The organism is Zhengella mangrovi (genome assembly GCF_002727065.1).
GTDB lineage: Bacteria > Pseudomonadota > Alphaproteobacteria > Rhizobiales > Rhizobiaceae > Zhengella > Zhengella mangrovi.
Genome location: NZ_PDVP01000014.1, coordinates 1 through 24,686, shown reverse-complemented (window position 1 = coordinate 24,686; position 24,686 = coordinate 1). Strand labels below are relative to the sequence as shown.

At 66.3% G+C, this 24,686-nt stretch carries 23 protein-coding genes and 1 tRNA gene; 13 read left to right on the top strand and 11 right to left on the bottom strand.

Features of this window, described 5'->3' with window-relative positions:
• Positions 1–18: 18 nt before the first annotated feature.
• Entirely contained in the window at positions 19–804 is a 786-nt protein-coding gene (locus tag CSC94_RS18220; protein ID WP_099307805.1) for a DUF3108 domain-containing protein, read from the bottom strand.
• A 269-nt stretch (positions 805–1,073) separates the two neighbouring features.
• Between CSC94_RS18220 and rpmB the strand changes: the two genes are divergently transcribed.
• Positions 1,074–1,364 carry a 50S ribosomal protein L28 gene (rpmB, locus tag CSC94_RS18215; RefSeq protein WP_099307906.1) on the top strand — a complete coding sequence of 97 codons (291 nt, stop codon included), beginning with the start codon at positions 1,074–1,076 and terminating at the stop codon, positions 1,362–1,364.
• 97 nt (positions 1,365–1,461) lie between these two features.
• Positions 1,462–2,088 (top strand): queuosine precursor transporter, encoded by a 627-nt coding sequence (locus tag CSC94_RS18210; protein WP_245408405.1) that lies wholly within the window; start codon positions 1,462–1,464, stop codon positions 2,086–2,088.
• A gap of 219 nt (positions 2,089–2,307) precedes the next feature.
• Here the strand turns inward: CSC94_RS18210 and CSC94_RS18205 are convergent, their stop codons facing one another.
• From CSC94_RS18205 to CSC94_RS18190, 4 genes are all read right to left on the bottom strand, one after another.
• Positions 2,308–3,309 carry an esterase-like activity of phytase family protein gene (locus CSC94_RS18205; protein WP_099307804.1) on the bottom strand — a complete coding sequence of 334 codons (1,002 nt, stop codon included), beginning with the start codon at positions 3,307–3,309 and terminating at the stop codon, positions 2,308–2,310.
• A complete protein-coding gene (gene cobT / locus CSC94_RS18200; protein WP_099307803.1) occupies positions 3,306–5,216 on the bottom strand; it encodes a cobaltochelatase subunit CobT in 1,911 nt (636 codons plus the stop codon). Before cobT ends, CSC94_RS18205 begins: the two co-directional genes overlap by 4 nt.
• 13 nt (positions 5,217–5,229) lie before the next feature.
• The gene (gene cobS, locus CSC94_RS18195) at positions 5,230–6,216 is read right to left on the bottom strand and encodes a cobaltochelatase subunit CobS (protein WP_099307904.1); all 987 of its coding nucleotides are present in this window, start codon (positions 6,214–6,216) and stop codon (positions 5,230–5,232) included.
• A 71-nt stretch (positions 6,217–6,287) separates the two neighbouring features.
• Positions 6,288–6,899, bottom strand: coding sequence for a J domain-containing protein (locus CSC94_RS18190; RefSeq protein WP_099307802.1), 612 nt, complete (start codon positions 6,897–6,899; stop codon positions 6,288–6,290).
• Between the two features lie 159 nt (positions 6,900–7,058).
• Between CSC94_RS18190 and CSC94_RS18185 the strand changes: the two genes are divergently transcribed.
• The gene (locus tag CSC94_RS18185) at positions 7,059–7,367 is read left to right on the top strand and encodes a BolA family protein (protein ID WP_099307801.1); all 309 of its coding nucleotides are present in this window, start codon (positions 7,059–7,061) and stop codon (positions 7,365–7,367) included.
• 13 nt (positions 7,368–7,380) lie between these two features.
• On the opposite strand, the gene CSC94_RS18180 is transcribed toward CSC94_RS18185, so the two are convergent.
• The 3 genes from CSC94_RS18180 to CSC94_RS18170 are packed head-to-tail and all read right to left on the bottom strand — an operon-like array spanning position 7,381 to position 10,372.
• A complete protein-coding gene (locus CSC94_RS18180; RefSeq protein ID WP_099307800.1) occupies positions 7,381–8,652 on the bottom strand; it encodes an HlyC/CorC family transporter in 1,272 nt (423 codons plus the stop codon).
• Positions 8,649–9,779 carry a 3-dehydroquinate synthase gene (gene aroB, locus CSC94_RS18175; RefSeq protein ID WP_099307799.1) on the bottom strand — a complete coding sequence of 377 codons (1,131 nt, stop codon included), beginning with the start codon at positions 9,777–9,779 and terminating at the stop codon, positions 8,649–8,651. Before aroB ends, CSC94_RS18180 begins: the two co-directional genes overlap by 4 nt.
• Positions 9,776–10,372: a shikimate kinase gene (locus CSC94_RS18170; RefSeq protein ID WP_099307798.1), complete on the bottom strand. Its 597-nt coding sequence runs from the start codon at positions 10,370–10,372 to the stop codon at positions 9,776–9,778. The genes aroB and CSC94_RS18170 overlap by 4 nt, the downstream gene beginning before the upstream one ends.
• A gap of 153 nt (positions 10,373–10,525) precedes the next feature.
• Here CSC94_RS18170 and CSC94_RS18165 point away from each other — a divergent pair, with 153 nt between their 5' ends.
• From CSC94_RS18165 to CSC94_RS18145, 5 genes are all read left to right on the top strand, one after another.
• Positions 10,526–10,675 (top strand): histidine kinase, encoded by a 150-nt coding sequence (locus CSC94_RS18165; protein ID WP_099307797.1) that lies wholly within the window; start codon positions 10,526–10,528, stop codon positions 10,673–10,675.
• Positions 10,672–11,577: a site-specific tyrosine recombinase XerD gene (locus tag CSC94_RS18160; protein WP_099307796.1), complete on the top strand. Its 906-nt coding sequence runs from the start codon at positions 10,672–10,674 to the stop codon at positions 11,575–11,577. The genes CSC94_RS18165 and CSC94_RS18160 overlap by 4 nt, the downstream gene beginning before the upstream one ends.
• A 109-nt stretch (positions 11,578–11,686) precedes the next feature.
• Complete coding sequence (locus tag CSC94_RS18155; protein WP_099307795.1) at positions 11,687–12,637, top strand: acetyl-CoA carboxylase carboxyltransferase subunit alpha; 951 nt, start codon at positions 11,687–11,689, stop codon at positions 12,635–12,637.
• Positions 12,638–12,822: 185 nt separating this feature from the next.
• Positions 12,823–13,980 carry a L,D-transpeptidase family protein gene (locus CSC94_RS18150; protein ID WP_099307794.1) on the top strand — a complete coding sequence of 386 codons (1,158 nt, stop codon included), beginning with the start codon at positions 12,823–12,825 and terminating at the stop codon, positions 13,978–13,980.
• On the top strand, positions 13,970–14,203 hold the full coding sequence (locus tag CSC94_RS18145) for a sulfurtransferase TusA family protein (RefSeq protein ID WP_099307793.1): 234 nt from the start codon (positions 13,970–13,972) through the stop codon (positions 14,201–14,203). Before CSC94_RS18150 ends, CSC94_RS18145 begins: the two co-directional genes overlap by 11 nt.
• Positions 14,204–14,209: 6 nt before the next feature.
• On the opposite strand, the gene CSC94_RS18140 is transcribed toward CSC94_RS18145, so the two are convergent.
• Together CSC94_RS18140 and CSC94_RS18135 are read right to left on the bottom strand one after the other, a co-directional pair.
• Positions 14,210–15,343, bottom strand: coding sequence for a CobW family GTP-binding protein (locus CSC94_RS18140; RefSeq protein WP_099307792.1), 1,134 nt, complete (start codon positions 15,341–15,343; stop codon positions 14,210–14,212).
• Positions 15,344–15,356: 13 nt separating this feature from the next.
• Positions 15,357–16,544 (bottom strand): D-alanyl-D-alanine carboxypeptidase family protein, encoded by a 1,188-nt coding sequence (locus CSC94_RS18135; RefSeq protein WP_205853355.1) that lies wholly within the window; start codon positions 16,542–16,544, stop codon positions 15,357–15,359.
• Between the two features lie 153 nt (positions 16,545–16,697).
• Between CSC94_RS18135 and CSC94_RS18130 the strand changes: the two genes are divergently transcribed.
• The 5 genes from CSC94_RS18130 (at position 16,698) to CSC94_RS18110 (ending at position 23,001) form a co-directional block, all read left to right on the top strand.
• Entirely contained in the window at positions 16,698–17,867 is a 1,170-nt protein-coding gene (locus CSC94_RS18130) for a M20 aminoacylase family protein (RefSeq protein ID WP_099307902.1), read from the top strand.
• Positions 17,868–18,059: 192 nt separating this feature from the next.
• Positions 18,060–19,835, top strand: a complete 1,776-nt coding sequence (locus tag CSC94_RS18125) for an N-acetylglutaminylglutamine amidotransferase (protein WP_099307791.1) — start codon at positions 18,060–18,062, stop codon at positions 19,833–19,835.
• Positions 19,832–21,628, top strand: coding sequence for an N-acetylglutaminylglutamine synthetase (gene ngg / locus CSC94_RS18120; protein ID WP_245408404.1), 1,797 nt, complete (start codon positions 19,832–19,834; stop codon positions 21,626–21,628). The genes CSC94_RS18125 and ngg overlap by 4 nt, the downstream gene beginning before the upstream one ends.
• Before the next feature lie 86 nt (positions 21,629–21,714).
• Complete coding sequence (locus CSC94_RS18115; RefSeq protein WP_099307789.1) at positions 21,715–22,860, top strand: osmoprotectant NAGGN system M42 family peptidase; 1,146 nt, start codon at positions 21,715–21,717, stop codon at positions 22,858–22,860.
• Between the two features lie 64 nt (positions 22,861–22,924).
• Positions 22,925–23,001: transfer RNA gene (locus CSC94_RS18110), tRNA-Arg, on the top strand.
• A gap of 505 nt (positions 23,002–23,506) precedes the next feature.
• Here CSC94_RS18110 and CSC94_RS18105 read toward each other — a convergent pair.
• Positions 23,507–24,292, bottom strand: coding sequence for a hypothetical protein (locus CSC94_RS18105; RefSeq protein ID WP_099307788.1), 786 nt, complete (start codon positions 24,290–24,292; stop codon positions 23,507–23,509).
• Between the last annotated feature and the right edge of the window lie 394 nt (positions 24,293–24,686).

The following is a 24,686-nucleotide window of genomic DNA, read 5'->3' as shown; positions in this document are numbered from 1 at the left end:
CGGCCCCGCGCCCGTGCCTCAGTCGGCCGGACCGAACCGGGTCGCGGCTATCGTCAGCGTCCCGATATAGGTCGGCACGGAAGCCTTAACCGGCGCATAAACGTCTGTCGAGCCGCGCCGGGCGAAGGTGACCGAGATATTGTTGTTGGTCCGCAGGAACTCGATCGACTTCTTGCCCTTGCGGTAGCCGGCCACCGGCGTGAACTTTGCCTTGCAGGTGACGGCAGGACCGGAATAACCGGCGAGCCTCACCTTGCCGACCTGCGGCGCCGACAGGGCGATGTCCATGCGCATCTGGCCGTCGAACACGTGCAGCGTCCGGGCGCAGACCGCTTCCGGGCTGCCGGCACGCACGATGCTCGCCGTCAGCGGATCGCTGACCGCCGTCAGGTGCTGCGGGCCAACCGGCACCAGCCGGTCGTTCTTGCGCGGCTTCGGCGACAGGCGCGTTTCCACGACGTTCCCGTTCCGGAACACGAGCTCGGCGGCGCGCTTCTTCTTGCCGGAGACGTAGTTGAGCGCGTAGCTCGTCGGCTGCACGCCTTCGTCGGTCATGCGGCCTTCGACGCGGGAATTGGCGACCGTCTTGTCGAAGATGCGCGCGATGCCGGCGCTGCGGACGGTGCCTTCCACCGTGAAGCGGTCGCCGTCGACCCGGCTCTCGAAATGCGAGACGCCAAGCGGCAGCCCGAGAATCGAGATGCGATACTCGGTGACGAAGGCCGGTCCCGCCTCGAGCGCCTGCGCTGCTGCCGGCGTCGCCGCCATCGCGGTGGCAAAAAGGATGGTGCGTAAATGGCGCATGCGTCGTAGCCTCTCTCGCGCCGGCCAGATGCCCGGTCGCCTGCTGTCCCTCTGCGCTCGCGGCTACAGGGCGAATCCGGCGAAGTTGTGTCGTTTGCCGGAATGCAACGCAGCGGCAGGCGCATTCGTTGCTTGACGGCAAGGCGCTTTGCCACTAAGGAACGCGGGATTTTTCCACGAGGCCGCCCCGGAAACAAGACGCGGTTGAACAACCGCTGATCGTGTTCGGGCTGGCCGCGAAAGAGACAAACGAAGAAAAAGGTGATCTCATGTCCCGTGCTTGCGAACTGACCGGCAAGGCCGTCATGTCCGGTAACAATGTCAGCCATGCCAACAACAAGACCCGTCGTCGCTTCCTGCCGAACCTCGTGCAGGTCACGCTGATGTCGGAAGCCATGGGGCAGAGCTACCGCCTCCGCATCTCCGCCAACGCGCTTCGCAGCGTCGAGCATCGCGGCGGCCTGGATGCCTTCCTGCTGAAGGCCTCTTCCAACGATCTGTCGCAGCGCGCCCGCGTGCTCAAGAAGCAGATCGCCAAGAAGCTCGCCGAACAGGCCTGATCGGCCTGAGAGCCCTCCCGGCAGGCGTCGGCTTGCCGGGCACATCGTGAACCGCCGGGTTTCCCGGCCAGCTGGTGGCATCACCCAGGATAAAAAAATGCGGGTCAGCATCCGTGCCCTTCTGCCTTTCGTGGCAGCCATGGCGGCCGTCGTCGCCGTTTCCAACGTCCTCGTGCAGTATCCCTTTGCCCATTTCGGGCTTGGCGAGATCCTGACCTGGGGCGCCTTCACCTATCCCGTCGCCTTCCTCGTCAACGACCTGACGAACCGGCATTTCGGCGTTTCCGCCGCGCGCAAGGTCGTGCTGGCGGGCTTCGTCATTGCCGTCATCCTGTCGGTCTGGCTGGCGACGCCGCGCATCGCGATCGCGTCCGGCTCGGCCTTCCTCGTCGCCCAGATGCTGGATGCCACGGTGTTCAACCGCCTGCGCCGCCTTGCCTGGTGGCGCGCGCCGCTGCTCTCCACCGTGCTCGGCTCGATCCTCGACACGATCATCTTCTTCAGTCTCGCCTTCGCCGCCCGCTTCGCGGTCCTCGACACGGGCCTCGGCATGGAAGACGGCTCGCTCGCCTTCCCGGTGGCCTTCCTCGGCCGCGAGGTTCCGCTCTGGGTGTCGCTGGCCTTTGGGGACTTCTGCGTCAAGATCGCAGTCGGCCTTGTCATGCTCGCCCCCTACGGCGCGCTGCTGAACTGGCTCAAGCCGGTCCAGACCAGGGCAGCCTGAGCGGTTCCGGCGGCGCCGCTGTGCGCCGCCCGAACGCCCGCCTGCCTTCCTCGTCATCCCCGGGTCAGGTCCTGGGACCCATGGCATCGAGCCTCGTCTCAAGGGCGGGGGATGGCGAAGCGGACGCCTGCTTTCAGGCCGGTCGCTGAAAGCGGAGAGACCGCCGCCGGAGGAGTTGCCGGCCCGGAGGCGCACTGTGCACCGGCACGCGGCCCGGGCTTATTCCTCGATCCGGAATTCCAGGTAGAGAGAGCGCTGCAGCAGCGACTTGTTGTCGTCGGAGACCATCGACAGCCGCAGGCTGCCATCGGCGGCGCGCCAGATGTCCATGCCTTCCATGTTGTCGATCTGGTAGTCCATGCCGCCAGAGAACAGCACCTTGCCGTCGACCAGCCGGCCCGGCGCGATGTCGCTCCCCGCGATCCGGCGCAACTGCATGCCCACGCCCGTCGCGATCGAGTAACGGCGCTCCAGGACCACGAGGTCGCCGCCCGGCAGGAAGGCACAATCGGTGATATCGAACGGGCCGGACTTGGCGACGGTGAAAATCCCGCGCTTCGGTCCTTCCAGGATGGCGCCGAAAATGTTGCCCTTGCGGTCGAGGCTCTTCTCGGTCACGGCCACCCGGACACCGGCAAGCGGACTGTCCGGCGGCGAATAGGCGAGGCATTCAAACCCGCGATTCGCCCGCAATTCCTGCACCGGGACCACGATATCGAGATTGCGGCCCGCCCGGCCCGGCTGCCCGTCCGCTGACAGCGGATAGTCGACCATGCGGTGAAAACGCTCGAACCCGACAGTCGCCACATTGCCCCGGACCGTCAGGCTCTCGGCATCCGCCTCGTACTTGTTGCCGAGCGGCCTGCCGTCAGTACCTTCGATCTCGCTCATATGCCCGTCGCGGATGCCCGTCGGCACCCCCGCCTTGTCCCGCGTCACGGTACCGCTGAGCCAGAAGCCGTTGTCGGTCACCGCCAGGAACCGCCCGCCGGGCTCGATGAACCGGAACGCGGAGACCGCGCCGAAATGCGACTGGCTCGAGGTGAGCGAAAAGCCGCCGACGAAGGTCAGCGGCCCGAAGCGGGTTTCGGTGGAATTGACGCTGAACGCGGTGATCGGACTGGCCGCGAGCGGGGCGTCGAAATCGCGCGGCAGCCCCGGTCCGGATCCGCTGATCAGTGCCAGGGCGGCCAGGGCCGGCAGAAGGAACGCGCGTTTCATCCCGCCCGGCGCATCCCGTGTCCCGGCTGTCGTCCGCGTGCGCTCTGCTCCTCGAACAGCGCCGCAAGCTGTTCCGTCATCGCGCCTGCCAGCTCTTCGGCGTCGACGATGGTCACCGCGCGGCGGTAGTAGCGCGTCACGTCGTGGCCGATGCCGATGGCCAGCAGTTCGACCGGCGATTTCGTCTCCACCAGGTCGATCACCGCGCGCAGGTGCTTTTCCAGGTAGTTGCCCGGATTGACCGAGAGCGTGGAATCGTCCACCGGCGCCCCGTCGGAGATCATCATAAGGATCTTGCGCTGTTCCGGCCGGCCGAGCAGGCGCTTGTGCGCCCAGAGCAGCGCCTCGCCGTCGATGTTTTCCTTCAGCAGGCCCTCGCGCATCATCAGGCCGAGATTGTTGCGCGCCCGCCGCCACGGCGAATCCGCCGACTTGTAGATGATGTGGCGCAGGTCGTTCAGCCGTCCCGGGTTGACCGGCTTCCCGTCCTTCAGCCATTTCTCGCGCGACTGGCCGCCCTTCCAGGCGCGCGTCGTGAAGCCCAGGATCTCCACCGACACGCCGCAGCGCTCCAGCGTCCGGGCCAGGATGTCGGCGCAGGTCGCGGCCACCGTGATCGGCCGTCCGCGCATCGAGCCCGAATTGTCGAGCACCAGCGTCACGACGGTGTCGCGGAAATTGGTATCGCGCTCGCGCTTGAACGACAGCGACGCGAACGAACCCTTCAACTCGTCGATGACGACGCGCGGCAGGCGCGCCGGATCGAGGTAGCCCTCTTCGAGGTCGAAGTCCCAGGAGCGGTTCTGCTGCGCCATCAGCCGGCGCTGCAACCGGTTCGCCAGCCGTCCGACCACGCCCTGCAGGTTCGACAGCTGCTTGTCGAGATAGGCGCGCAGGCGTTCCAGTTCTTCCGCGTCGCAGAGTTCTTCCGCGCCGACCGTCTCGTCGAACTCCGAGGTGAAGACCTTGTAGTCCAGTTCCGCCGTCATCTGCGAGAACGGATCATCCTTGCGCTGTGCCTCGCCCGGCGTCTCGGCCTCGTTGTCGTCCTCGGCGAAATCGTCGGCCGTGGCATCGGCGCTTTCCATCTCGCCGGCCTGCTGCTCCTCGTCGGAGGCCTGTTCCTCTTCCGACTGAGACGGCTCGCTGCCGTCGCTTTCCTCCTGGCCGTCCTCGCCCTGGTCCTGCGGCTCCTGCTCCTGCTCCTCGTTTTCCTCGCTTTCCTCCTGCTGGTCCTCGTCCTGGTATTCGTCGGACATGTCCATGCTGACCAGCATGTTGCGGACCGCGCGGGCGAAGGCCTGCTGGTCGTCCAGCTTGGCGGTGAGGTCGTCGAGATCGCCGCCGGCCTTGGTCTCCACCCAGTCGCGCCACAGCTCGACCAGGTTCGACGCCGACGGAGGCACGGGCTGGCCGGTCAGCCGCTCGCGCACCATCATCGCCACGGCTTCCTCCAGCGGCGCTTCCTCGCGTGCCGTGACCGCGCCGAGGTTGGCGCGCTGGTACTTGTCCTCCAGCATGGTGGCGATGTTGGCGGCCATGCCGGACATCCGGTTGGAGCCGATGGCCTCGCAGCGTGCCTGCTCCACCGCGTCGTAGATGGCGCGGGCCTGGCGGCCGTCGGGCGCCATGCGCATGTGCACCCGCCCGTCGTGGCAGGCCCGGCGCAGGGCCATGGAATCGCCGGTGCCGCGCGTCACCGCCACGTCATTGGCGGTCGGCCGTTTCGGAAGGTCGGGCAGGCGCGCCGCCTTGCCCGTCAGCGACGGCTTGTCCTTGGAGAAGGAGACCTCCATCTCGCCGTCGCCGGCGATCGCGCGCACGGTCGCCGTGATGGACCGGCGGAAGCTCTCGCTCTCGGCCTGTTGCTGCTTGCGTGCGCGCTGGTTGTCTCCCGGCCCTGCCATGGCGTGTCGGCCCTCAGCTCAGCGTGATGTTGGCCGCGCTTTCCGGCAGTTCCTCGTTGAAGCAGCGCTGGTAGAACTCCGCCACGATGGGCCGTTCCAGTTCGTCGCACTTGTTGAGGAAGGTGAGCCGGAGCGCCATGCCGACATCCTTGAAGATGTCCGCGTTCTCGGCCCAGGTGATGACCGTACGCGGGCTCATCACGGTCGACAGGTCGCCGTTGATGAAGGCGGCACGCGTCATGCCGGCCAGCCGCACCATGCGGTCGACGATGTCACGGCCCTGTTCGTTGCGGTAGTGATGCGCCTTTGCCAGCACGATCTCGACTTCCTGGTCGTGCGGCAGGTAGTTCAGCGTGGTCACGATCGACCAGCGGTCCATCTGCGCCTGGTTGATCTGCTGCGTGCCGTGGTAGAGGCCGGTCGTGTCGCCCAGACCGATCGTGTTGGCCGTGGCGAACAGGCGGAAGGCCGGATGCGGCCGGATGACGCGGCTCTGGTCGAGGAGCGTCAGGCGGCCGGAGGATTCCAGCACGCGCTGGATGACGAACATCACGTCCGGACGGCCGGCGTCGTATTCGTCGAATACCAGCGCCACGTTGTGCTGGTACGCCCAGGGCAGGATGCCGTCGCGGAATTCCGTGACCTGCTTGCCTTCCTTGATGACGATGGCGTCCTTGCCGACGAGATCGATACGGCTGACGTGGCTGTCCAGGTTGACGCGCACGCAGGGCCAGTTGAGCCGCGCGGCGACCTGCTCTATGTGGGTCGACTTGCCGGTGCCGTGATAGCCCGACACCATGACGCGCCGGTTGTAGGCAAAGCCCGCCAGGATCGCCAGCGTCGTCTGCTTGTCGAAGAGGTAATCCGGATCGACGTCCGGCACGTTCGGATCCGGCGCGGAAAACGCGGGAACCACCATTTGCGAATCGAAGCCGAAGGTTTCCTTCACGGGCACCGTCGTGTCCGGAAGGTTGGCGATATCGCGATCGACCTTGTTCATCATGCCTCCAACGGCGCGCAAGCAGGTTTGACCCGGTTTGCCCGCCGGTCTGTAATACGGTTCGGTTCGGCTTAGCAGAAACCGGCTTGCTTGAGCAATCGATAAGCTTGAATGACATTGCGGAACCGCTCCTCGGAGCCCCGGTCGCCGCCATTGGCGTCGGGATGGTGCTGCTTCACCAGTTCCTTGTAGCGCGTCTTGATGTCCTGCTGCGTCGCCTTGGCCTCCAGGCCCAGCGTTTCGAAGGCCTTGGCTTCCAGCGGCTTGAGCCGCCTCTGGCGCGCCATGTCCGGCCGGTTGGCGTTCTGCCCGAACAGCCCGTGCGGATCGCGCAGCCGCGCCCGCGATGCGGCCGATCCGGTGCGCATGTCGCTGGACGTCCAGGTCTGGCTGTTGGTCCCCAGCTTCCAGGTCGGCCGGTGACCGGTCAGCGCCTCTTTCTGGTAGCGCGCCACGTCGGAATCCGACAGGCCGGAGAAATAGTTGTAGCCCTTGTTGTACTGGCGCACGTGGTCGACGCAGAAGTGGAAATACTCCCCTTCCGCCATCCGCCCGACCGGCGCCCGATGCGTGCCCGGCGCCTCGCAGCCGTCCCACTGGCAGACCGGCGCCTGCGCCTTGGCCTCGGCCTGCGGATCGGGGCGAACGCGGATGCGCTCGAAATATTTCGAATAGGGTTTCATCGTCCAGTCTTCGCCATGGTGCGTCAGCGGCGCGTCGTTTCGAACGCGTGATTATGGGCGCTTCGTCAGGGGAAACAAGAATTGACAAGACGGCTTTTATGCCTGTCTAAGGGCCGATTCACCGCCCGCCTGCGCCAGATATGGGAAAGAGGCATCACGATGTCCATGGATGAAACGATCAGGACCAAGCTGACGGCGGCATTCTCGCCGGAACACCTGGAAGTGCTCAACGAGAGCAGCCTCCACGCCGGCCACCACCACACCGGCCGGCCGCACAACGAACGCTTCCCGCGCGACGGCGAGACCCATTACCGCGTCCGCATCGTCGCCGGCGCCTTCACCGGCATGAGCCGCCTGGAGCGCCACCGGGCCGTCAACGCGGCGCTGGCCGACGAACTGGCTTCCACCGTCCATGCCCTGGCCGTCGAGGCCCGCGCGCCCGGCGAACCGGGGCGGCGCGGCACCTGACAGGCCGGTCCGGTCAGGTCGGTTCCAGCGGCCGGATGCGCAGCCGGGTGATCCGGTTCTTCTCCCGCTTCAGCACCACGAAGCGCTTGCCGTGGAACGTGAAGGCCTGCTTTTCCTCCGGGATCAGCTTGGTCTCGTGGATGACGAGCCCGGCGATCGTCGTCGCCTCGTCGTCCGGCAGCGACCAGTCGAGCGCGCGGTTGAGGTCGCGGATCGGCACCGATCCCTCCACCACGATCGATCCGTCGGCTTCCTGCTTGACGCCCTGCATCTCGACATCGTGCTCGTCGGCGATTTCGCCGACGATCTCTTCCAGGATGTCCTCCAGCGTCACCAGTCCTTCCACCTCGCCATATTCGTCGACGACGATGGCGAAATGCGCCTTGCGGCGCAGGAAGGCATTGAGCTGGTCATGCAGCGTCGTCGTGTCGGGCACGAACCAGGGCCGCGCGGCGACGCGCGTCACGTCGATGCGCGACGGGTCGTTGTCCACATCGTGCAGCGCCCGCAACAGGTCCTTGGCATGGACCACGCCGATGATGTTGTCGGTCTCGCCCTTCCACACCGGCAGCCGGGTATGCGGCGATTCCAGCACCTCGCGCACAACCTTCTCCGGCGGGTCGCCGGCATTGACCATGCGCATGCCGGTGCGATGCACCATCACGTCGGAGACTTCCAGTTCGGCCAGGTCGAGAAGGCCGCCCAGCCTGTCGCGGTCCTGCTTCACGAAGGCGCCCTCGCGGTGCAGCACTTCCATCGTTCCGCGCAACTCCTCGTGTGCCGACAGCATCGACTGGCCCGCGTCGAGGCGCACGCCGAAGAGGCCCAGAACGTGGCGCACGATCCAGTTGACCCCGCTCGACAGCGGGCCGATCACACCGACGTAGACGCGCATGATCGGCGCGATCGCCAGCGAGAACCGGTCCGGGCTGGAAATCGCCCAGCTTTTTGGCAGGACCTCGGCGAAGATGACCAGCAGCACCGTCATCGCCAGCGTCGCATAGGCCACGCCGGCATCGCCGAACAGCGTCAGGAAGGCCGAGGTGGCCAGCGATGACGCCAGGATGTTGACCAGGTTGTTGCCGATCAGCAATGCGCCGATCATCCGGTCGCGCCGCTCGATCAGCGCCCCCACCGTGCCCGCGCGCGCGTTACCGGCGTTCTCCATCGAGTGCATGCGCGCCCGCGACACCGCGGTCAGCGCCGTCTCCGATCCTGAGAACATGGCGGACAGGAGGATCAGGCAGAAGATCGCGCCGAGAATGATCCAGAGTTCCGGTGTCATGAAACCAGTTGCTCCCGCAGAAAGGACAGAACTTCCGACGGCGGCACGTCCTTCGCGATGTAGGACTGGCCGATGCCGCGCGTCAGGATGAAGGTCAGGCTTCCGCGGCTGACCTTCTTGTCCTGCGCAATATAGGTGAGAAGTTCGTCGGCGGAAGGCAGGCCGCCCGGAACATCCTGCAGGCGCGTCGGCAGGCCGACGGCCTTGAGATGCGCTTCCACCCGTTCCGCGTCGTCCGGGCTGGCCTGGTTCAGCCGCGCGGAGAAGCGGTGCGCCAGCGCCATGCCGATGGCCACGCCCTCGCCGTGCACCAGCCGGCGGCTGTCGTAGCGCGTCGCCGCTTCCAGGGCGTGACCGAAGGTATGGCCGAGGTTGAGCAGGGCCCGGTCGCCGCTCTCGCGTTCGTCGCGCGCCACCACGTCCGCCTTCGACTGGCAGGAGACCGCGATGGCATGGGTGCGCGCCTCGCCGCCGGCGAAGACGTCGCGCCAGTTGCGCTCCAGCCAGGCGAAGAAGTCCGGCCGGTCGATCAGCCCGTACTTGGCGACCTCGGCGTAGCCGGCGCGGAACTCGCGTTCGGGCAGCGTGTCGAGCACACCGGTGTCGGCCAGCACGAGGCGCGGCTGGTGGAACACGCCGACGAGGTTCTTGCCATGATCGGAATTGATGCCGGTCTTGCCGCCGACCGAACTGTCGACTTGCGCCAGCAGCGAGGTCGGTATCTGGACGAACTGCATCCCCCGCCGGATGACGCCGGCGACGAAACCGCTCAGGTCGCCGATCACCCCGCCGCCGAGCGCCACCACGGCGTCGCCGCGTTCGAACTTCCCGGCCAGCACGAAATCGACCGCTTTCTCGAAATAGGGAAAGCTCTTGGTTTTCTCGCCAGCGGGCAGCACGAGGCATTCATGGGCGATGCCGGCTTCGCGCAGGCTCTGCTTCAGCACGTCGAGATGGGCCGCGGCCACGTTCTCGTCGGTGATGACGGCCGCCCGGCTGCCCGGCAGCCGCGAGGCGATTTCCAGCCCGGCGGCCCCCACGAGACCGGACCCGATCAGGATGTCATACGCCCTGTCGCCGAGCCCCACCTGCACGCGTGCGGAGGTTTCGCTTGTCACTGCGCTCATGTCGGTCTGGCTCCGTCCGGGTTGGATTGTCCGCTCAGGTGGGCATGCAGCGCTTCGATGACCCGCTGTGCCATCTCTTCCTTGCTCACGTCGGCCGATTCCACCGTGACGTCGGCCTGCGCATACACCGGGTAGCGCACCTCCATCAGCCGGCGCAGGACGCCGCGCGGATCGGGATCCTTGAGCAAGGGCCGGTTCTGCTTGCGGCTGACGCGTTCCATCAGCAGGTCGAGGTCCGCCTTCAGCCAGACCGAAACGCCGTGCTGGCGGACCGCCTCGCGCGTCTGCTCGTTCATGAAGGCGCCGCCGCCCGTCGAGAGCACCTGTGCACCGGTACCGATGATGCGCTGGATGACGCGGCTTTCCAGCGAACGGAACTCCGGCTCGCCATAGGCTTCGAACAGTTCCGGGATGGTCATCCGGGACACGTGCTCGATCTCGTGATCGCTGTCGACGAAGCCGAGTCCCGTCATCTGGGCCACGCGTTTGCCGACCGCCGTCTTGCCGGCGCCCATCAGGCCGACGAAGACGACGGAACGTTCTCCGAGCAACTGCCGGATCGCCGATTCGGGTCTGGCCTCTTGTGCTTCCATCCGGGACTGGTCCGCCCTCGCTGCATTGGCCGCGTTTCGACATGAAAAGCGCCGCGCCGTCAAGCGTCCGGGCCGCGGACGGGTTGCATTGGAGATCGTCGCGTCCCATAACGAGCCAGGGTAAATCAAGGGGTAAGGGCGAGGAACGGCACGATGCCAACTCTGTTCCGGTTTCTGGTAACGATCGGCATCCTGGCAGGGCTCGCCTATGGCGGCATGTTCGCGCTGGCCACCTTCGTGAAGCCCAACAAGGGCGAGATGCAGGTGCGCATTCCGCCCGACAAGCTGAAACTGGACGAATGACGTCCTCCGCGGCCCTGATTGACGCCTTCCTGGAAATGATGGCCGCCGAGCGCGGCGCCGCCGGCAACACGCTCGACGCCTACCGGCGCGACCTGGAAGAGGCCGATGCCGGCATGGCCGGCCGCCTTGCCGCGGCGGTGCCGGACGACATTTCCGCTCACCTGGCCGATCTCTCCGCCCGCGGCTTTGCCGTCTCGACGCAGGCCCGGCGGCTGTCGTCGCTGCGCCAGTTCTTCGCCTTTCTCTATGGCGAAGGCGTCAGGGGCGACGATCCGACCGGCGTGATCGATTCGCCGAAGAAGGCCCGCCCGCTGCCGAAGATCATGTCGGAAGCCGAGGTCACCCGCCTTCTCGACCTCGCCGCGTCCGAAGCCGCAGCAGGGGACCCTGCCCCGCTGCGCATGCATGCCCTGCTGGAAGTGCTCTACGCCACGGGTCTGCGCGTTTCGGAACTGGTCGCGCTTCCGGTCACGGTGGCACGCCGCGACGAGCGTTTCTTCATCGTTCGCGGCAAGGGCGGCAAGGATCGCATGGTGCCCCTGTCGCCAAAGGCACGCAGGGCCATGGCCGCCTGGCTGGCCTGGCGCGACGCACGCGCCGACCTGTCGCAGTCACCCTTCCTGTTTCCCTCCGGCAGCGCAGCCGACGGGCACCTGCCGCGCCAGGTCTTCGCCCGCGACCTGAAGGCGCTGGCCGCCCGTGCCGGCCTCAAGCCGTCTGCCGTCTCGCCGCACGTGTTGCGCCATGCCTTTGCCAGCCACCTCCTGCAGAACGGGGCCGATCTGCGCGCCGTTCAGCAACTGCTCGGCCACGCCGATATTTCCACCACCCAGATCTACACCCACGTGCTCGAGGAACGCCTGGTGGAACTGGTCCGGGATCACCACCCGCTTGCCGATTGACGCCTTGATCGCTATGTGAGGGTCCAGAAAGGCGGGCGCGCCGCCAGGCGATGCGGTGCGCTCCGGCAATTTGCCATGACCAGGCCGCAAGACGCGGGATCAGGGGCGCATGTACAACTATCTCGATTTTGAAAAACCCGTTGCCGATCTCGAAGGCAAGATCCTCGAACTCAAGACGCTGATGGACAGCGGCGAATCCGTCGACGTCGGCGACGAGATCACCCGCCTCGAGGCCCGGTCGCAGGAAGCCCTGCGCGACGTCTACAAGGCGCTGACCCCCTGGCAGAAGGCCCAGGTCGCCCGCCATCCCGACCGCCCGCATTGCAAGGATTACGTCGAGGCGCTCTTCACCGAGTTCACGCCGCTGGCCGGCGACCGCAACTTCGCCGAGGACCACGCCATCATCGGCGGCCTGGCGCGCTTCAATGGCCGCGCCGTCTGCGTCATCGGCCAGGAAAAGGGCGCTGACACCCAGAGCCGCCTGAAGCACAATTTCGGCATGGCGCGGCCCGAGGGCTACCGCAAGGCCGTCCGCCTGATGGACATGGCCGAGCGTTTCGGCCTGCCGGTCATCACGCTGGTCGATACCGCCGGCGCCTATCCCGGCATCGGCGCGGAGGAACGCGGCCAGGCCGAGGCCATCGCCCGCTCGACCGAGAAATGCCTCAACCTGACCGTTCCCGTCATCTCGCTGGTCATCGGCGAAGGCGGTTCGGGCGGCGCCATCGCCATCGCCACGGCCAACCGCGTCTACATGCTGGAACATTCCATCTACTCGGTGATTTCGCCGGAAGGCGCGGCCTCGATCCTGTGGCACGACTCCACCCGCGCCAAGGATGCGGCGACGGGCATGAAGATCACGGCCCAGGACCTGCTCGAACTGAAGATCATCGACGGCATCGTTCCCGAACACGTCGGCGGCGCCCATCGCAATGCCGCCCGCGTCATCGAGGCGGCCGGCGACCAGATCGGGAAGGCGCTGGACGACCTGTCGGCGGACGGCCTCGACCTGCGCAAGCAGCGCCGCGAGAAGTTCCTGGCAATCGGCCGAAGCCTCTAGGCACCGGGCACCGACGTCGGTCGGGTGCCACAAAATTGCCAATCCTGCCATCCAATGACGCTTGCGTGATCAGGCGTTGCTGGCACTTGCGGTAATGGTTTTTCAATGGTTAACGCATATACGCTTGATCGGTGCGTGCCTGCCGGCGCGTACGGGACGAAGATGTTGAAACCGGTTGTCACGTCATGAAGCGGAAACTCATTTCCGGACTGCTCATCGCTGCCGCGCTCGCGCTGTCGGGCTGCACCGACGCGCTCGACAGCGCCGCCAAGGCCGAACGCCCCCTGCCCGAGCGCCTGGTCCGGGTGCTGAAGTCCAAGGGCATGAGCAAGTCCTCGCCGATCATGATCCGCATCTTCAAGGAAGAGGGCAAGCTGGAGGTCTGGAAGCAGAAGGACAACGGCCGCTACGACTTCGTCACCGACTACGACATCTGCAAGTGGTCGGGCCAGCTCGGTCCGAAGTACATCGAGGGTGACCGCCAGGCGCCGGAAGGCTTTTACACCATCCGCCCCTACCAGATGAACCCGAAGTCGAACTACTACCTGTCCTTCAACATCGGCTTCCCCAATGCCTATGACCGGGCCCATGGCCGCACCGGCCAGCACCTGATGGTGCACGGCGCCTGCTCGTCGTCCGGCTGTTATTCCATGACCGACGAACAGGTCGCGGAGATCTTCGCCTTCGGCCGCGACGCCTTCCGCGGCGGCCAGAAGGAGTTCCAGGTCCAGGCCTATCCCTTCCGCCTGACGCCGGCCAACATGGCCCGCTACAAGGACGATCCGAACATCGGCTTCTGGCGCATGCTGAAGGTCGGCTACGATCACTTCGAACTGACCAAGGTCCCGCCCAAGGTGGATGTCTGCGAAGGCCGCTACGTCTTCAACCAGGTTCCTGCCGAGGGCCAGTCGTTCCGCGGCCCCTCCGCCGCCTGCCCGTCGATGTCGGAGCCGGAAAGCCTGCGCCTGGCCTACGATGCGCTGAAGCGCGACCAGGACGAGGCCTTCACCAGGCTGCTCTCGAACGGCGGCGCTTCCACCCCGCCGCGCCCGTCGATCGACGGCATCAAGGAAGCCCGCCTCGTCGCCGACTGGTCGAAGCGGCGCGCCCGTGGCGAGAAGGTCTCGCGCCAGCCGCCGTCGCTCGACGTGCCGGCCCGGGCGCCGGCCCCCGCTGCGCGGCCCGAGCCGAAGCAGGAGGAAGCCGCCACCGAAGCCGTGGCCGCTGCCGAACAGCCGAAGCAGGCGCCCGCGGAAGCCGCGACCCCTGTCCCGCAGGAGCGGCCGGACCAGGCTACCGCCGATGCAGAACCGAAGAAGAAGCGCTGGTGGAATGTCTTCTGACCCGGCCGTCTACGACCTGCGCGGCCTCAACTGTCCCCTGCCGGTGCTGAAGGCGCGCAAGCGCCTGAACGACATGGTTCCCGGCACCCGGCTCTGGCTCGAGACCACCGATCCCCTCGCCGTGATCGACATTCCCGCCTTCTGCCAGGAGGCCGGCCACCGGCTCGTCGAGACCGTGACCGCCGGGAGCGGCCACCGCTTCCTCGTCGAGCGCGGCGCCTGACGCCTTTCAGCGCCTGAAACCGGGGACCGCCAGCGGGTTCTCCGTGACCGCCTGCCGGTCCGGCGTGTCGATCGCCGGCGTATCGGTGAAGGCAGCGAACATCCGCCGCACGAAATCCTCGCCGAGGTCCTGCGTGATCAGCACGATCCGCGTACCGCGCGGCCCCTTCGGCCAGGCATCCAGCCGCACCGGCGGATGCATAACCGATTGCACGCCGTGGATGACCAGCGGCCGCTCCGGATCGTCCTTCAGTTCCACGATGCCCTTCATCCGCAACAGCTTGTCGCCGTGCCCCGAGGCCAGCAGGTCGAGGAACATCGCCACGGCCAGCTTGTCCACCGGCTTGTCGTGGACGATGGAAAACGAGCGGATCCGGGCATCGTGCCGGTTCACGTCGTGATGATGGTGATGGTCATCGCCATGGCCATGGCCATGGTCATGCCCGCCATGGTGATGATCGCGGCCTTGATCCCCGCCCGCCTCCGCGGCCAGCCACTTGCGCACGTCGGCGCTTTTCGTGTCCGGGTTCCAGGCGCCGCAGTCCATCAGCGCCGCGACGGAGGGCTCGTCCTGCGCGTCGAGGATCTGCGCCTGCGGATTGAGCGCCGCCAGCCGGCCCTTCAGCGCGGCGACAGTATCGCCGTCCGCCAGGTCCGTCTTGGTCAGCACGATGCGCTCGGCCACCGCCGCCTGCTTCACCGCCTCTTCATGATTGTCCAGCGTGCGCATGCCGTTGACCGCGTCGACCGTGGTCACCACGCCGTCCAGCCGCAGCGCCCATTGCAGGGCCGGGTGACCGATCACCGCCTGCAGCACCGGCGCCGGGTCGGCCAGGCCCGTCGTCTCGATGACGATCCGCTTCAGCGATGCGATCCGGCCCGATTGCACCCGGTCGACGAGATCGGCCAGCGTCAGCACCAGGTCGGAACGCACCGTGCAGCACAGGCAGCCGTCCGACAATTCGATCACGCCGTCCGCCGACTGTTCCACCAGCAGGTGGTCGATGCCGACCTCGCCGAACTCGTTGACGATGACCGCCGTGTCGGTCAGCGCCGGGTCCTTCAGAAGCCGGTTGAGCAGCGTCGTCTTGCCCGAGCCGAGAAAGCCGGTGACGACGGTGACGGGAATCTGGTCATGCATGGAGGCTGTACCGTCAGATGGAGGGCCGCGGCGTCGGCACGGGAATGCCGGGCGCCGGCGTGCCGCGCAATTGCGAGGTGATCTCTTCCTGGTCCTGGTCCTGCGCCGGCGTGGTGAGCGCCACCTGCGGCGCGTCGTCCGGCCGCGGCGTCGGCACCGGCACGTCGGCGACCAGCGTGTTGGCGGCAGCCGGCCCGGTGGCCCCGCCGGTTCCGACGGCGACGGCCACGGGCGCCCGGTTCATCGGGTGCAGGTAGGACGAGCGGTAGACCAGCTTGCCGTCGAAATCGCGGCCATCGTAGCGCGCCTTCTGCGCCGCCTGGGTGCAGATGTCGTTGCGGATGTTGGCCACCTGCATGCGGTTGTCGCCATAGGGCTCCAGCGTCCACAGCGTCGGCTTGCCGGCCGGGTCCGTCGCGAAGCCCCTGGCCAGCAGGTCGGCGGCAAGGTCGGCACGTTCGTTCTGGCTCGGTGCCCCCAGGACGATGGCCACCACCGTGCGCCCGTCCCGGGTCGCCGAGGCCGCCAGGTTGAACCCGGATGCGCAGACGTAGCCGGTCTTCATGCCGTCGGCGCCGGCGAAACGGCCAAGCAGGATGTTGTAGTTCGGGATCACGTGGCCGCCGGTATCGATGGCCTCCAGGTCGAAGAAGCCGGCATAGTCCGGGAAGTCGCGCCGCGTGCGCACCGCCAGGATCGCCTGGTCGCGCGCCGTTGTGTATTGCGTGCCGCCGGGCAGGCCGTTTGGATTGGCATAGATGGTGTCGGTCATGCCGATCGCGCGGGCTTCCTCGTTCATCGCCGCCACGAATTCCATCTCGGAGCCCGCCACCGCCTCGCCGACCGCCATGGCGACGTCGTTGGCCGACTTGACCAGCATGATCTTGAGCGCGTTTTCCATCGTCAGCACGGTGCCGACCTTGTAGCCCATCTTGCTCGGCGGCTCCTTGGCCGCCCGTGCCGTCATTCGCACCGGGCTTTTCATCGACAGCTCGCCAGAGCGGATCGCCTTGAAGGCGAGCCGCGCGGTCATGATCTTGGTGACCGACGCGGCATACCAGCGCTTGAAGGCCCTGTTGTGATCGAGCACGGCGCCCGTCTGCACGTCGGCGACGACATAGGGGTTCTGGGCAAACGCCGGCGCGGCGAAAAGGAAAATGACAATCGCGGCGAGAAGGGCGCGGATCGGGCGGAATGACATGACGGCAGGCGTCCCGTGAATTTCTGGGTGATCAACGGCGTTCGGCTACGCGTGTTCCGTGGTATCCGATCCGCCGCGCGAAATCAAAGCCGCAAAGATTGACGATCGCGTGACCGGCGTGATCAATCTGTGGCTCTCAACGAGGAATCCGTCATGCCTGTTCTCAATCGTGCTGCCGAAATCGCCCGCGAGGCGGCCGAGTGGCGCCGCCACCTCCACGCCATCCCGGAACTGGAGTTCGACCTGCCGGAGACGGCCGGCTTCATCGCCGCGCGCCTGCGCGAGATCGGGGTGGACGAACTGCACACCGGTATCGCGAAGACCGGCATGGTCGCCCTCATCCGCGGCAACCTCGGCGACGGGCCTGTCGTCGGCCTGCGCGCCGACATGGATGCCCTGCCGATCCGCGAGGCGACCGGCCTGCCCCATGCCTCCCGCTCGGTCGGCAGGATGCACGCCTGCGGCCATGACGGCCACTCCTCCATGTTGCTCGGCGCCGCCAAGCACCTGGCGGAAACACGCAATTTCGCCGGCACCGTCGCACTCGTCTTCCAGCCGGCCGAGGAAAACGGCGGCGGCGGCGAGGTCATGGTCCAGGAGGGCATCATGGACCGCTTCGGTATCGCCAGCGTCTATGGCCTGCACAACGTGCCCGGCGTTCCGGTCGGCTGCTTCGCCACCCGGCCCGGCGCCATCATGGCGTCCACCGCCGAGTTCGACATCACCATCACCGGCCGCGGCGGCCATGCGGCCCATCCCAACGAGACCGTCGATCCCATCGTGGCCGGCGCCCAGATCGTTTCCGCCCTGCAGTCGATCGCCGCGCGCAACGCCGACCCGGTCGAATCGGTCGTCGTCTCGGTCACCCAGTTCCATGCCGGCGATGCCTATAACGTCATCCCGCAGACCGCGACGATCGCCGGCACCGTCCGCGCCCTCAAGCCGGAGCTGGCGGCCCTCGCCGAAAGCCGCCTGAAAGCGCTCGTCACCGGCCTGGCGCAGGCCCACGGCGCCACGGCGGAGATCGCCTATGTCACCAGCTACCCGGTCACCGTGAACCACGCCGCAGAAACGGCACTCGCCGCCTCTGTCGCCCGCACCTTCGCCGGCGAGGACCAGGTTCGCGACGACATTCCGCCGACGCTTGGCGGCGAGGATTTCGCCTTCATGCTCCAGTCCCGGCCTGGCTGCTTCATGTATATCGGCAACGGCGACACCGCCGGCCTGCACCACCCGGAATACGACTTCAACGACGACACCATTGCCCATGGCATCACCTACTGGGTGAAACTGGCCGAAACCGTGCTGGCGCCAAAAGCCTGACATCGCCTTTTCCGCGCGAAAACCGGAACCGGACGGCCCCCGGCGCGTTCAAACCCGTCGGGGTTTGCCTTTCGCGCACCCCTGGCCTATGACTGCTGCACTGCAACAATATCGGCGTCGCAGAAATAATGGTTGATTTCGGGGAGATGCTTTCCCCAATAACGAAAATACAAGAGGAGAATAGATCCCGACATGTGTGGAATAGCCGGGGAAATCCGTTTCGATGAGAAGTTCGCCAATTCTGAAGCCGTCTCGAGAATAACTGCGGCACTGGCGCCAAGAGGGCCGGATGGATGCGGCATTGTTCAGCAAGGGCGCTATTGCTTCGGACACCGCCGGCTGAAGATCATTGACCTCTCGGAACGCGCGGCCCAGCCCATGGTCGATTCCGATCTCGGCCTGACCATCGCCTTCAACGGCTGCATCTACAATTACCCGGAACTGCGCGCCGAACTGGAAGGCAAGGGCTACCACTTCTTTTCCCACGGCGACACGGAGGTCATCCTGAAGGCATGGCACGCCTGGGGCGCCGATTGCGTCCGGCGTTTCCATGGCATGTTCGCCTTCGTCATCGCCGAGCGCGACACCGGCCGCACGGTGATGGCGCGCGACCGTTTCGGCATCAAGCCGCTCTACCTTGCCGGGCTTCCGGGCGCGATCCGCTTCGCCTCCACGCTGCCGGCCCTCGTCAAGGGTGGCGACATCGACACCGGCATCGACCGCGAGGCACTGCACACCTACATGACCTTCCACGCCGTGGTGCCGCCGCCGCGCACCATCATCAACGGTGTGCGCAAGCTGCCGCCGGCCACCATGCGCATCTATGACGCCACCGGCAATTTCACCGAGGAGCGCTACTGGAACCCGCCCCACGCCCGCCGCCCGGAGGACAAGGGCCTGACCCGCAACGACTGGCGCGATCGCGTGCTCGAGGCGCTGCGGGTCGCCGTGCGCCGCCGCATGGTTGCCGACGTGCCGGTCGGCGTGCTGCTGTCCGGCGGCGTCGATTCCTCCATCATCACCGGCCTGCTCGCCGAGGAGGGACAGCGCGACCTGATGACCTTTTCCATCGGTTTCGAGGAAGCCAACGGCGAGAAGGGAGACGAGTTCGTCTATTCCGACCTGATCGCCGAGCGCTTCGGCACCGATCACCACAAGATCTTCGTGCCGTCCTCCGATCTGATGACCCACCTGCCCGGCGCCATCGCCGCCATGTCGGAACCCATGGTCTCCTATGACAACATCGGCTTCTACCTCCTGAGCAGGGAGGTATCGAAACACATCAAGGTGGTGCAGTCCGGCCAGGGTGCCGACGAGATCTTCGCCGGCTATCACTGGTACCCGCCGCTGCAATCCTCCAACGATGTCGTGTCGGACTACGCCCGCGTCTTCTTCGACCGCGACCATGCGACGCTGAAGTCGCAGCTGGCCGACGAGTGGATCGCGGGCAGCGATGTCAGCCGCGACCTCGTCGCAGCCCACCTCATGGCCGATGGCGCGGAAGACCCGGTCGACCGGGCCCTGCGCCTCGACAGCCAGGTCATGCTCGTCGACGATCCCGTCAAGCGCGTCGACAACATGACCATGGCCTGGGGCCTGGAAGCCCGCGTGCCGTTCCTCGACCATGAACTGGCCGAGCTGGCCGCGGCGATTCCGCCCGAGTTCAAGCTCAACGACGGCGGCAAGGGTGTCCTGAAGGATGCCGCCCGCCTGGTCGTCCCGCACGAGGTCATCGACCGCAAGAAGGGTTACTTCCCGGTGCCGCAGCTCAAGTACATCGCCGGCCCCTACCTCGACATGGTGCGCGACACGCTGTCCTCGGCCCCGGCGCGCGAGCGCGGCCTGTTCCGGCAGGAATGGCTGGACCGGTTGTTCGCCGATCCTGCCGCCCACATCACGCCCCTGCGGGGCTCGGAGCTGTGGCAGGCCGCCCTGCTGGAAATGTGGCTGCAGGAGCATGCACTGTGAGCAAGGCACCCGGCAACAGGCAGAAGGGGCGCGGACAGGCCGGTGCGCACCGGCTCAAGCGCCTCCGCGAACAGGGGCTCAAGCCGCCCATCGAACAGCGCGAAAGCCGCCAGGAGCCGATGAAGGAGAACTTCGCGCTCAATTGCGGCTGGGGCCGCCTCGTCTTCGGCCAGACCTTCACCGATGCCACCGCGCTCGCCGGCTCGCTCGGCGAGGAATTGCCCGACCGCCGCGACATTGCCATCTATGTCCGCGATCCGCACGTGGTTCTCGCCGAGGCCCCCCAGGAGCTTTTCCTCGATCCCTCGCACACCTACCGGCTCGACCTGTCGACCTACCGGCCCTCCCATGACGGCTCCCGGACCTTCTTCGTCCGGCGCCTGACGTCCCAGTCAGATGCCGATGCCATCAACCGCATCTATGCCGCGCGCGGCATGGTCGCCGTGCCGCCGGAGTTTTTCTGGTCGCGCCGCGATGCCCGCTCCATCACCTATTTCGTCGCCGAGGACGAGGCGACCGGCGAGATCCTCGGCACCGTGACCGGCGTCGATCATTTCCGCGCGTTCAACGATCCAGAGCGCGGCTCCTCGCTCTGGTGCCTTGCCGTGGATCCGCAGGCCAGGCACCCCGGCGTCGGCGAAACCCTGGTCCGCCGTCTCGCCGAACACTATGCCGCGCGCGGCGCCGCCTTCATGGACCTGTCGGTGATCCACTCGAACGAACAGGCCATCAGGCTCTACGAGAAACTCGGCTTCCACCGGGTCCACTTCTTCTCGCTCAAGCGCAAGAACCCGATCAACGAGACCCTGTTCACCGGGCCGGAAACCGACCAGTCGCTCAACCCCTACGCCAGGATCATCGTCAAGGAGGCCCGCCGTCGCGGCATCCATGTCCAGGTGCTCGACGCCGGGAGCGGGTTCTTCCGCCTCACCCACGGGGGCCGCACGATCGATTGCCGCGAAAGCCTGTCGGAACTGACCACCGCGGTTGCCATGTCGATCTGCGATGACAAGACCGTCACCCGGCGCTTTGTCGAGAAGGCCGGCGTCGTGGTGCCCGACCAGCTGTCGGCCAGCGCCAGCCGGGGCGAGATCGAGGAATTCCTGAACCGCCATGGCGAAGTGGTCGTCAAGCCGGCGCGCGGCGAACAGGGCCGCGGCGTTTCCGTCGGCCTGGCCGCCATGGACGATGTCGACCGCGCCATCGGCGAGGCCCGGTCCGTCTCCGACGATGTCCTGATTGAGGCCTGCATCGCCGGAGAGGACCTGCGCCTGGTCGTCATCAACTACCGGGTCGTGGCCGCCGCCATCCGCCGGCCGGCCATGATCACCGGCGACGGCCGTTCCACGGTCAGGGAACTGATCGACAAGCAGAGCCGCCGCCGCGCGGCCGCGACGGGCGGCGAATCGCGCATCCCGCTGGACGCCGAGACCGACCGCGCCTTGCTGCGCGCCGGCTTCGCGCTGGAGGACGTCCCGCCGGACGGCGAGGAAATCCAGGTCCGCAAGACCGCCAACCTGCACACCGGCGGCACGATTCACGACGTTACCGGGGTTGTTCACCCCGTCCTTGTCGACGCCGCCGTCAAGGCCGCCCGCGCCATCTCGATCCCGGTCACCGGCATCGACCTGATGGTGACATCGCCCACCAGGCCGGACTATGCTTTCATCGAGGCCAACGAGCGGCCGGGTCTGGCCAACCACGAACCGCAGCCGACCGCTGAACGATTCATCGACCTGCTGTTCCCCCTTTCCGTGCCGGCCGCGGTCCGCCAGGCCGTCCAGGCCGGATGATGCGCCATCGCAAAGTCGGCGCAGAAAGAATGGCGGAGAACCGGCAGGGATGCCGGAGACCGGAGCCGCCTCAGGATGACCGAGACATGACCAGACTAGCCATTGACAACGAGTACCTCGCCCGCACGCTCCACGACCTGCTCCTGATCCCGAGCCCGACGGGCTACACCGACACCGTGGTGCGCTACGTGTCGCGCGAACTGAACCGGCTCGGCCTCGACGTCGAACTGACCCGGCGCGGCGCCATTCGCGCCATCCGCCAGGGCTCGCGCCGCGAAGGCGCGCGCGCCATCGTCACGCACGTCGACACGCTCGGCGCCCAGGTCAAGGCGATCAAGCCGAACGGTCGGCTGGAACTGGTGTCCATCGGGCACTGGTCGGCCCGTTTCGCCGAGGGCGCGCGCGTCACGATCTTTTCCCGGAAGGGCAGCTATCGCGGCACGATCCTGCCGCTGAAGGCCTCGGGCCACACCTTCAACGAGGAAGTGGACACGCTGCCGGTCGGGTGGGACTACGTCGAGCTGCGCGTCGATGCGCTGGCCCGCGACCGCGCCGAGCTGGACCGGCTCGGTATCGAGATCGGCGATATCGTGGCCGTCGATCCGCAGCCCGAGTTCCTCGACAACGGCTACATCGTCTCGCGCCACCTCGACAACAAGGCCGGCGTTGCCCTGGCCCTCGCCACGCTGAAGGCGATGCAGGACCAGAACGCGATCACGCCGGTCGACATCCATTTCCTCTTCACCATCGCGGAGGAAGTCGGCGTCGGCGCATCCTCCGTCGTCAGCCACGACGTGGCCTCCATGATCGCCGTCGACAACGGCACCTCCGCGCCGGGGCAGAATTCCAGCGAGTTCGGCGTCACCGTCGGCATGGCCGATCAGACCGGCCCCTTCGACTACCACCTGACCAAGAAGCTGGTCGACCTGTGCATCGAGAACGACATCCGCTACCAGAAGGACATCTTCCGCCACTACCGGTCGGACTCCGCCTCAGCCATCGAGGCCGGTCACGATGTCCGCACCGCGCTGCTGACATTCGGCATCGACGCCTCGCATGGCTACGAGCGCATCCACATGCATGCCCTGCGCTCGCTCGCCGAACTGCTCACCGCCTACGCGGTCAGCCCGGTCCGCATCAAGCGCGACTTCGAGGAAACCGGCGACATGTCCGGCTTCACCCGCCAGCCCACGGCAGAGGCCGAGCAGGTGCTGACGCCGGAAGGGAAGTGACAGGCCCGGAGCCGAAAAACGGGCGTTTGAAAACCCGCGGCCTTCTGCTATCAGGAAGGCTAGTGGTCCCGTAGCTCAGCAGGATAGAGCATCAGATTCCTAATCTGAGGGTCGCAGGTTCGAATCCTGCCGGGATCACCAATAAATTCTGACACTTACAATTTTCAGACCCAAAGCCAAGTCTCACCTTGTAAGCGCATTGTAAGCAACCGACACCGCTTGTCTGAGCAGCTTGCCTTTCTGATTTCATACCTCTTTTCTGTTTTGAGAACGGGTTGTCACAGCCGTCACAGCCGTCAGGAATTTAGTGGAATCAATCACTTGGCCTGCGCCGGAGGCCGTCACTTACCGTCAGCCCTCGTCATTTGGGCCAAATCGCTGATACCCGCACGCGTTGGCGAGGATCGGGAAGCCTCGATTGCTGGCGGCGCATAGCGTTTCCAGCCTTGGGCACTGGCGCGGTGTGCTGGCGACCCCGGCATGGGTGGGAGACTTGACGTCTGTCTGCGCCTGTGCGGACGCATGCGCGCTGGCGTGTCATGGATTGCTGCCGTGACCTGGATGAGCATGGCGCGTCATGTCAGGCAGCATGATGGCGCCCATTGGCGCCAGCGCTCGGGATTTGTTGCCTCGGCGGGCGTACGGTTCACCGCCTTTTGGACGTCCTGTCCAGGCTGATCGTGATCAATCGTCGAGCGGCGGTCTTGTATCTGTCCACGAGGATGCCTTTCTGCCGCAGCGATGGCTTGGCCCGCAGAACCGCGTTTCCCATCTCGTTTGCCTTCTTCGGCCACGGGTGCAGACGCCGGATCTCCGGGCTCGCGGCCCGATTGAGCGTGGCCAGGAGTTCCGTCGCCGTTCCCTCCCATGACCATTTCGCACCTGCCTTTGACGGCACAAGATCGTGGATGGCCACGGCCACGGGATCGGCTTCGAACGCCAGATCGTTCGCGCAACTGCGGTTTTCCGCGTAGGCAGCCGAGAATGCGCCGTCTTCCCATCCAAGACCCGGCGCTGCTGCCTCCACGAGGCGGACGAAGTCGGCCATGCGCGGGAGCAGCTCGAGCTTGACCGTGTCGATCCTCCGGATCGCCACCGAAAGGGCACTGAACAGGACGCCGAGGATATTCGGGCGCACGGAATGCCACGACGTCCACCATTCGGCTTCCGTCTGCCGAGACCGGCCACCGATGTCGAGGAGCCGGACCTGCAGCGAGCGGTCAGCAAGATCGGCCCTTTCCGTCAGCATGGGGATGCCATTGAGAATGATCGGCCGCGCGCCCTGGAACCAGGCAAGATCGCTATCGGTGTGAAGCTTGCGCGTTGTGAAGGCGCCGCCGGTGGAAAGCCGGCAGATGGCATCGGAAAGCCTGCTGTCGATGCGCGACAGGTTGTCGAAACTCAGCAGGTGCGAATGGCGCGCTGTCGCCATGAGATCACGTTCGTCCCTCGGCGGCGCTGCGTTGTCGTACGCCGCCGGATCTGTTTGCGGCAATGGGACTGATCGCATTCTACAACAATCAGCGCCCCCATCAGGCGCTAACATGAAAAGCCCGCTCAGGCATTCGCTTTAGCGGCTCAACCTGTGCAGATTCTGCTGGGTCGATACACAAGGCCATGGAATAGGTGCGCCCGAAAACGGCGAAAATGCACCAAACCGACCCTCATGCCGCACCGAGGCTCCAGTTTTTCCGGTAAAGTCCAACTGGTGACCTGCTCCCCTGAGATGTCCCCGATTTTAGGTTAGCCTGTTCCTGGAATAAGGAGACAGGCAATGAAGCGATCACGGTTCTCGGAAGAACAGATCATCGGCATCTTGAAGGAGC

Coding starts and splice junctions, on each gene's coding strand:
- CSC94_RS18220 (WP_099307805.1), bottom strand. CDS start 804: ATGCGCCATTTACGCACCATCCTTTTTGCCACCGCGATGGCGGCGACG.
- rpmB (WP_099307906.1), top strand. CDS start 1,074: ATGTCCCGTGCTTGCGAACTGACCGGCAAGGCCGTCATGTCCGGTAAC.
- CSC94_RS18210 (WP_245408405.1), top strand. CDS start 1,462: ATGCGGGTCAGCATCCGTGCCCTTCTGCCTTTCGTGGCAGCCATGGCG.
- CSC94_RS18205 (WP_099307804.1), bottom strand. CDS start 3,309: ATGAAACGCGCGTTCCTTCTGCCGGCCCTGGCCGCCCTGGCACTGATC.
- cobT (WP_099307803.1), bottom strand. CDS start 5,216: ATGGCAGGGCCGGGAGACAACCAGCGCGCACGCAAGCAGCAACAGGCC.
- cobS (WP_099307904.1), bottom strand. CDS start 6,216: ATGAACAAGGTCGATCGCGATATCGCCAACCTTCCGGACACGACGGTG.
- CSC94_RS18190 (WP_099307802.1), bottom strand. CDS start 6,899: ATGAAACCCTATTCGAAATATTTCGAGCGCATCCGCGTTCGCCCCGAT.
- CSC94_RS18185 (WP_099307801.1), top strand. CDS start 7,059: ATGTCCATGGATGAAACGATCAGGACCAAGCTGACGGCGGCATTCTCG.
- CSC94_RS18180 (WP_099307800.1), bottom strand. CDS start 8,652: ATGACACCGGAACTCTGGATCATTCTCGGCGCGATCTTCTGCCTGATC.
- aroB (WP_099307799.1), bottom strand. CDS start 9,779: ATGAGCGCAGTGACAAGCGAAACCTCCGCACGCGTGCAGGTGGGGCTC.
- CSC94_RS18170 (WP_099307798.1), bottom strand. CDS start 10,372: ATGGAAGCACAAGAGGCCAGACCCGAATCGGCGATCCGGCAGTTGCTC.
- CSC94_RS18165 (WP_099307797.1), top strand. CDS start 10,526: ATGCCAACTCTGTTCCGGTTTCTGGTAACGATCGGCATCCTGGCAGGG.
- CSC94_RS18160 (WP_099307796.1), top strand. CDS start 10,672: ATGACGTCCTCCGCGGCCCTGATTGACGCCTTCCTGGAAATGATGGCC.
- CSC94_RS18155 (WP_099307795.1), top strand. CDS start 11,687: ATGTACAACTATCTCGATTTTGAAAAACCCGTTGCCGATCTCGAAGGC.
- CSC94_RS18150 (WP_099307794.1), top strand. CDS start 12,823: ATGAAGCGGAAACTCATTTCCGGACTGCTCATCGCTGCCGCGCTCGCG.
- CSC94_RS18145 (WP_099307793.1), top strand. CDS start 13,970: ATGTCTTCTGACCCGGCCGTCTACGACCTGCGCGGCCTCAACTGTCCC.
- CSC94_RS18140 (WP_099307792.1), bottom strand. CDS start 15,343: ATGCATGACCAGATTCCCGTCACCGTCGTCACCGGCTTTCTCGGCTCG.
- CSC94_RS18135 (WP_205853355.1), bottom strand. CDS start 16,544: ATGTCATTCCGCCCGATCCGCGCCCTTCTCGCCGCGATTGTCATTTTC.
- CSC94_RS18130 (WP_099307902.1), top strand. CDS start 16,698: ATGCCTGTTCTCAATCGTGCTGCCGAAATCGCCCGCGAGGCGGCCGAG.
- CSC94_RS18125 (WP_099307791.1), top strand. CDS start 18,060: ATGTGTGGAATAGCCGGGGAAATCCGTTTCGATGAGAAGTTCGCCAAT.
- CSC94_RS18115 (WP_099307789.1), top strand. CDS start 21,715: ATGACCAGACTAGCCATTGACAACGAGTACCTCGCCCGCACGCTCCAC.
- CSC94_RS18105 (WP_099307788.1), bottom strand. CDS start 24,292: ATGGCGACAGCGCGCCATTCGCACCTGCTGAGTTTCGACAACCTGTCG.